Annotated in this window: 7 protein-coding genes; 4 read left to right on the top strand and 3 right to left on the bottom strand. The window is 75.9% G+C overall.

Annotation, left to right across the window (positions count from 1 at the left end; all coding sequences use genetic code 11):
• Positions 1-257 precede the first annotated feature (257 nt).
• Positions 258-1,040, top strand: coding sequence for a peroxide stress protein YaaA (gene yaaA / locus GA0115240_RS32055; protein ID WP_093742222.1), 783 nt, complete (start codon positions 258-260; stop codon positions 1,038-1,040).
• 116 nt (positions 1,041-1,156) lie between these two features.
• A complete protein-coding gene (gene eda / locus GA0115240_RS32060; protein ID WP_093742225.1) occupies positions 1,157-1,783 on the top strand; it encodes a bifunctional 4-hydroxy-2-oxoglutarate aldolase/2-dehydro-3-deoxy-phosphogluconate aldolase in 627 nt (208 codons plus the stop codon).
• Positions 1,784-1,857: 74 nt separating this feature from the next.
• Here eda and GA0115240_RS32065 read toward each other — a convergent pair whose 3' ends face one another.
• From GA0115240_RS32065 to GA0115240_RS32075, 3 genes are read right to left on the bottom strand one after another with little or no spacing between them, the layout of a single operon-like run.
• Complete coding sequence (locus tag GA0115240_RS32065) at positions 1,858-2,496, bottom strand: histidine phosphatase family protein (RefSeq protein ID WP_093742227.1); 639 nt, start codon at positions 2,494-2,496, stop codon at positions 1,858-1,860.
• 6 nt (positions 2,497-2,502) lie between these two features.
• On the bottom strand, positions 2,503-3,246 hold the full coding sequence (locus GA0115240_RS32070) for a zinc ribbon domain-containing protein (RefSeq protein ID WP_202451951.1): 744 nt from the start codon (positions 3,244-3,246) through the stop codon (positions 2,503-2,505).
• Positions 3,243-4,100 (bottom strand): Nif3-like dinuclear metal center hexameric protein, encoded by an 858-nt coding sequence (locus GA0115240_RS32075; RefSeq protein WP_256070132.1) that lies wholly within the window; start codon positions 4,098-4,100, stop codon positions 3,243-3,245. Before GA0115240_RS32075 ends, GA0115240_RS32070 begins: the two co-directional genes overlap by 4 nt.
• 262 nt (positions 4,101-4,362) lie before the next feature.
• On the opposite strand from GA0115240_RS32075, the gene GA0115240_RS32080 reads away from it, so the two are divergent.
• Positions 4,363-5,760 carry a hypothetical protein gene (locus tag GA0115240_RS32080; protein WP_093742231.1) on the top strand — a complete coding sequence of 466 codons (1,398 nt, stop codon included), beginning with the start codon at positions 4,363-4,365 and terminating at the stop codon, positions 5,758-5,760.
• 389 nt (positions 5,761-6,149) lie between these two features.
• Positions 6,150-6,281, top strand: a complete 132-nt coding sequence (locus tag GA0115240_RS38910) for a hypothetical protein (RefSeq protein ID WP_256070133.1) — start codon at positions 6,150-6,152, stop codon at positions 6,279-6,281.
• The last annotated feature ends 278 nt before the right edge of the window (positions 6,282-6,559 follow it).

Raw genomic sequence — 6,559 nt, forward strand, 5'->3', positions numbered from 1 at the left:
GCCCCCCGGCAAGGTGCCGCCCCCAAGGGGCGCGAGGAACGGCGCGCTCAGCCACACACCGGCCGGTGGCCCGGCAACGACACGAACCACCCCACCCGGCCGGTGGCCGGCAACGGCACCGACCACCCCGCCCCCGCCGGAGGCGAATCGGGGCGGCCGCGGTGGGACGTAGGCTGCTGGGGGTTTGCTGTCGCCGCGGGCGAGCGTGGCGGCGGGGGGCCGTGGTGGGGGCTGAGCTCTCTGGGAGGAGAAACGCCGTGCTCGTGCTGTTGCCGCCGTCGGAGGGGAAGGCCACCGCGGTGCGGGGCCGTCCGCTCGCGCTCGACGCGCTGTCGCTGCCGGGGCTGACCGAGGCGCGGGCGGCGCTGGTGGACGAGGTGGTCGAGCTGTGTGCCGCCGACGCCGGGAAGGCCGCCGACGTGCTGGGGCTCAGCCCGGGGCTGCGCGGCGAGGTCGGCAAGAACGCCGCGCTGCGTACCGCCCCCACCCTGCCGGCCGGCGAGCTCTACACCGGCGTGCTCTACGACGCGCTCGGCCTGTCCACCCTGGAGGCCGCCGCCCGCCGCCGCGCCCGGCAGTCCCTGCTGGTCTTCTCCGGCCTGTGGGGCGCGGTCCGGCTCACCGACCGGATCCCCGCCTACCGCTGCTCGATGGGGGTACGGCTGCCGGGCGCGGGCGGCCTGGCCGCGTACTGGAAGCCCTTCATGGAGCGGGTGCTGCCCGAGGCGGCGGGCGGCGGCCTCGTGCTGGACCTGCGTTCTTCCGCCTACGCGGCGGCCTGGAAGCCGCGCGGGGAGCAGGCCGGGCGTACGGCCACCGTCCGGGTGCTCCAGGTGACGGTGGTGGGCGGCGTGGAGCGGCGGGCAGTGGTCAGCCACTTCAACAAGGCGACCAAGGGCCGCCTGGTCCGCGCCCTGCTCACCTCGGGCGCACGCCCGGCCACCCCGGCGGCATTGGCGGAGGCGCTGCGGGACCTGGACTTCACGGTGGAGGAGGGCCCGGGAGGCCGACTGGACGTGCTGGTGCGGGAGATCCACTAGCGTCCGGCGCCTGCGGGCGCGCCGCCCCCGCAGGCTCGCCGAGCCCCCGGCCAGGGCAGTTGCAGCCCCTGCAACGACCGTTGCAGCCAGCGGGGGGCGCCCGACAGGATGACCGTATGAATTCCGTGCTCGGCCTGGCCCCCGTCATCCCCGTCGTCGTCCTGCAGGACGCGGCCGACGCGGTGCCGCTGGCCCGGGCGCTGGCCGACGGCGGCCTGCCGGTCGTCGAGATCACGCTGCGGACGCCCGCCGCGCTGGACGCGATCCGGGCGATCGCCCGCGACCTGCCGGACGTGCTGGTCGGCGCCGGCACCGTCCTCACCCCCGACCAGGTCGGATCGGCCGGCGCCGCCGGGGCCCGCTTCCTGATCAGTCCGGGCTGGACCGACCGGCTGCTGGCGGCGATGCTCGGCTCCGGGCTGCCCTTCCTGCCGGGCGTCTCCACCGCGTCCGAGACCCTGGCGCTGCTCGAACGCGGCGTCACCGACCTGAAGTTCTTCCCCGCCGAGGCGGCCGGCGGCGCGGCCTACCTGCGCGCGCTCGCCTCCCCGCTCCCCCGTGCCCGCTTCTGCCCCACCGGCGGGATCGACGCGGCCAACGCGCCGGAGTACCTGGCGCTGCCCAACGTCCCGTGCGTCGGCGGCAGCTGGATGGTCCCGCAGCGGGCCGTCCGGGAGCACGCCTGGGACGAGATCAGCGAACTGGCCCGGGCCGCCGCCGCGTTGGGCGCGGCGGCCGGCTGACCGGTCCGGCCCACCCGTTCACCGGGCGGGCCGCCGGCTCGGCCCGCTGCGGCGGGCCGGCGAACTCACCGCGTTCAGGGCCGCAGGTGCGCGGTGTCGTTCCAGGAGCGCACCGACGCGTTCCCGTCGGCGTAGTAGGCGATCACCGACAGCGCCGCCGGATCCAGGTGCATGCGGAACAGGGCTTCGGCCGGCGCCCCCAGCGCGAGCCGTACCAGCGTCTTGATCGGCGTCACATGGCTGACGACCAGCACCGTACGGCCGGCGTAGCCGGCGAGCAGATCGGCCAGTGCGCGGCTGACCCGGGTGCCGACGTCGGCGAAGCTCTCGCCGCCCGGCGGGGCGACGGACGGCGAGGCCAGCCAGGCGGTCATCTCGGCCGGGAAGCCGGACCGCACCTCGTCGAAGGTGAGGCCGTCCCAGCTGCCGAAGTCCGTCTCGCGCAGGTCCTGGTGGACGGTGACCTCGACGCCGAGCCGGGCGGCGACCGCGCCGGCCGTCTCGCGGCAGCGGGTCAGCGGCGAGCTGACCACCGCGTCCACCTTGCCGTGCGTCACCAGGGCGTTGGCCACCCGGGATGCCTGCCAGCGGCCGCCGACGGACAGCGCGGGATCGTCACCCCCGCTCCCGGAGAACCGCTTCTGCGCGGTCAGCGGCGTCTCCCCGTGCCGGAGCAGCAGCAGCGTCGTGGCGTCCTCAGTGGGCGCGGCCAACGCGGCCTACAGCCCGGAGTCCGAGGTGCGCACCAGGATGCGGCGGCAGTTCTCGCACCGCACCACCGTGTTCGAGGGCGCGGCGCGCACCTCGTTCAGCTCGGTGATGTTGAGTTCGAGGCGGCAGCCCTCGCAGCGCTTCTGGTAGAGGCGGGCCGCCCCGATGCCGCCCTGCTGGGAGCGCAGCTTGTCGTAGAGCTTCAGCAGGTCGCCGGGGATGCCGGCGGCGAGCGTCTCGCGCTCCTTGGCGATGGTGAAGCCCTGGGCGTCAAGGCCCTCCAGCACGCTCGACTTGCGCTGTTCGGCCTCGGCGACCTTCGCCTCCAGGGACTCCACCCGGCCGGTGAACTCGGTGGCGCGCTCCTGGGCGTTCTCACGGCGCTCCATGACCTCCAGGACGACGTCCTCCAGGTCGGACTGGCGCTTGGCGAGCGAGGCCAGCTCGCGCTGGAGGTTCTCCAGGTCCCGGGGGGAGGTCAGCACGCCGGCGTCCATCCGCTGCTGGTCGCGGACCGCGCGCTGCCGGACCAGGTCGACGTCCTGCTCGGCCTTGGTCTGCTCGCGCGCGGTGTCGCTCTCCTCGGTCCTGGCCGCGACCAGCAGGTCGCGCAGCTGGGTCAGGTCGGCGGCGAGCCGTTCCAGTTCGGCGTGCTCGGGCAGGTTCTTGCGCTTGTGGTCCAGCTGCGCGATACGCGAGTCGAGGGCCTGGACTTCGAGGAGTCGGATCTGGTCGGCGGGCTCGGCGTTCAGCGGGGGGCTCCTGAGCTGGAAGGGACGTGGGTAGAGGGTGCCTGCGCGGTCCAGGGATCGGTGACCGCGCCGGAGACATGGGTGCGCAGCGCCCAGCCGTGCCGGTCGGAGATCTCGTCGAGCTGCCCGGCCGCCTGCTCGCACCAGGGCCACTCGGTGGCCCAGTGGGCGGCGTCGACCAGGACGGGCGCGCCCGCCTGCCGGGCTTCGGAGGCCGGGTGGTGGCGCAGGTCGGCGGTGAGGAAGACATCGACACCGGCCGCGCGCACCTCGGCGAAGAGGCTGTCCCCGGAGCCGCCGCAGACCGCGACGCTGCGGACCGGGGTCGCGGGGTCGCCGGCGATCCGCAGTCCGGCGGCGGTACGCGGCAGGCCGCGCGCGGCCTGTTCGACGAAGGCGGCCAGCGTCAGCGGGACGAGCGGCTCGCAGAGCCGGCCGAGGCCGCGGCGCCCGGCGGGGTCGGTCGGGTCGGGCACCAGCGGGCCGGTGACCCGCAGGTCGAGGGCGGCCGCCAGCGCGTCGGAGACACCGGGGTCGGCGCGGTCGGCGTTGGTGTGCGCCACCAGCAGGGCGACGCCGTGCCGGATCAGGTCGTGCACGACCCTGCCCTTGAAGCCGGCCGGGCCGGTGGGCGCGACCGTGGTCGTTCCGCGCAGGTAGAGCGGGTGGTGGGTGACGAGCAGGTCGGCGCCGATCCGTACCGCCTCGTCCACCACCTCCTGCACCGGGTCGACGGCGAACAGCACCCGGGACACCGGGGCGGCCGGGTCGCCGCAGACCAGGCCCACGGCGTCCCAGGACTCGGCCAGCTCCGGCGGCCAGAGGGCGTCCAGCGCGGCGGTGACGTCGGACACGGTGGGCGGGGCGGAGGGGCGCGGCGGGGCGGGTGAGCCGGGCGCGGAGGGCACAGGAGCGGACGCGGGCACGTAAGGAAGGTTACCCGGCTCGCCGGGGCCGCCGGGATGGGCGGCATCCGGGTGGCAGCCCGGTGCACACCTGCCCCGGCGCGGCGACGGAATTACCGGAACTGACACCCTTACGGGTGAACCGCCCGCCTTCGCGTTGATCGTCCGCAGCTACGAAATCTACGGTCGTAGCGCGGAGGTGGACAAACCTATGAACGTCAGTGTCGTGGACATCGCCTCGGACATCCCCCCGACGGCCCGGATACGGCGGCGGTCGGGCTTCACGATCGCCGCCGACGGGTCCTACGCGGCATGCCTCGCACAGGCGGAAGCGGGGTCGGCGGCGGGGACGGCAGTGGGGACATCGGCGGGCCCGACGACCGGGGAGGACGCCGAGTCCGGCGCGGGCCGGTGGTTCGTGGAGCGCTGGACGCTCGGCGGACCGGAGCCGTACGCGGTGCCGCTGCCCGGCGGCCGGTCCGAGGAGCCGGCCACCCAGGTGCTGCCGCTGGGCGACGGCCGGGTCCTGGTACGGCGGCAGGTCGCCGACCGGCACGCCTTCGCGCTGCTCTACCCGACCGGCCCCGGTACCGGTGAGCTGCCGCTGTGCTCCCTGGCCGGCGCCGAGGTGAAGCTGCTGCCGCCGGGCCCCGTCCCGGGCGCCGCCTTCGCGCTGGTCCACGACGAGGGCGTCACCGCGGTCTGGCAGGTGCACGGTCACGGTGCGGCGGACGAACCGCCGGTCCGGGTCATGGAGGTGCCGGGCCGCTGCACGGGCGGGGTCTGGCTGGACCGCACCGGACGGCTGCTCGCGCTGGACCGGGAGCTGGACGGCCGGACCAAAGCGGTGGCCGCCGACCTGACCACCGGTGCGATCAGCCCGCTGCTGCAGCTCACCGAGGACAGCGACGACCGGCTGCTGCTGGCCGAACCTGACAGCGGACTGCTGATGCTGCGCAGCGACGCGACCGGCGAGGCGCGGATCGGCTGGGGGGTGCTGGGCAGCCGGCATCCCGTCCGCTTCCCCGACGCGCTGCAGGTGCCGGGCGCGCTGTTCACCCCACTGGTCGCCCAACCCGGCCAGATCCTCTCCCCGGAGGCGGTCGTGGTCGCGTTGCGGGCCGAGGTTCCCGGTGGCGCGCAGTCGCTCGCGCTGTGGCGGCCGGGCGGGCGACAGCTGCACTGGCGCGCCACCCCGCGCGGCTGGCTCGGCCCGACGGCGTGCTGGCCGCCGGGCGGCGAGCTGCGGCTGCCCTACGCGCTGCCGGACTGGCCGTGCGGGCTGATCAGGTACGAGCCGCCGGCCGCGGAGGCGGGCGTCGAGCCGGAGGCGGAGGCAGCGGAGGAGATCGGCGGGGAGGCCGGCGGCGACCTCGATACGGTTGTCGGCGCCGAGGTGGTGGCGGCAACCCTGCCGGCGGCCGGTCCGGCACCGGCCGGGAGCGGTCCGCAGGCGCGGCCGGACGCGCCCGGCGAGGCAGACCCGGCGCCCCGCCTCGTCAGGGAGCCCGGCGTCTGCCCGCCCAGTCCCGCCGCTTCCCCGGCCCGCCGCATCCCGGCCGTACTCCCGCTGCAACAAGCGCCGTTGGCCGGCGCGCGGGCCCGGTGACGCGGATGGCCGAGTCGGTCCCGGCGGGCCCGGGATTCCAACTGCCCACCGCCACCCGGTCGTTCCGGGTGTTCCCGGCGTCAAACTCGGGTCTGCCGGGCCCCGCGGTGGCCAGTGGCGCGCCTGCGGGAGACGGCCCCGCCGCGCCGCGGACAGAGGGACCGGAATCGCCGGAAAGACGTTCGACACGCCGCGCGGGGTCGGTGCTCGCGGCGCTGGGGGCATCAGTAGAATCACCGGACATCGCGCACCCGGGTACCCAACGTGACCGTCGCCAACTGGCGCACGAGGAACGTGGGTTCACCCTTCTCGCGCGTTTCCGGCGTAAGCCGGCTCGTCGTTCAGCGGGAACGGCGGCACCGTCACTGGGGATCACGGGGAGACCGCACATGTCCGAATCAAACATGCCCGACCACGCGTCCGACAGCGCGGCGGGCCGCCATCGCGGCCCTGCCTCCGCCGAAGAGGCCGACAAGTCGCAGCCGCCGCACGGCAAGCACCGCCGCCCGTCCGACGACTGACATCCGGCGCCCGCCGGGCAGAACCGCCCGCCCGCTGCCTCCCCACCAAGGGGAGGCAGCGGGCGGCCGCCATTCCCGCGGCATCCCTCGGCGGGGCCGCAGCGCGGGGCAACCTCGCCGCCCCCGAGGGCCCGAACGCCCCGTCTGGCCGACGGCATCCCCGGCAGAGCCCGCACGGCGGCCCGGACCGGGACCGGGCGCCCTCCGTGCCGGGCGCACCGGCAGGCCCACCGGGCGCAAGGCGTCGACGTGCCGGTTCTCCCCGTCCGCAGGCGCAC

The sequence above is a fragment of the Streptomyces sp. DvalAA-14 genome, from assembly GCF_900091855.1.
GTDB lineage: Bacteria > Actinomycetota > Actinomycetes > Streptomycetales > Streptomycetaceae > Actinacidiphila.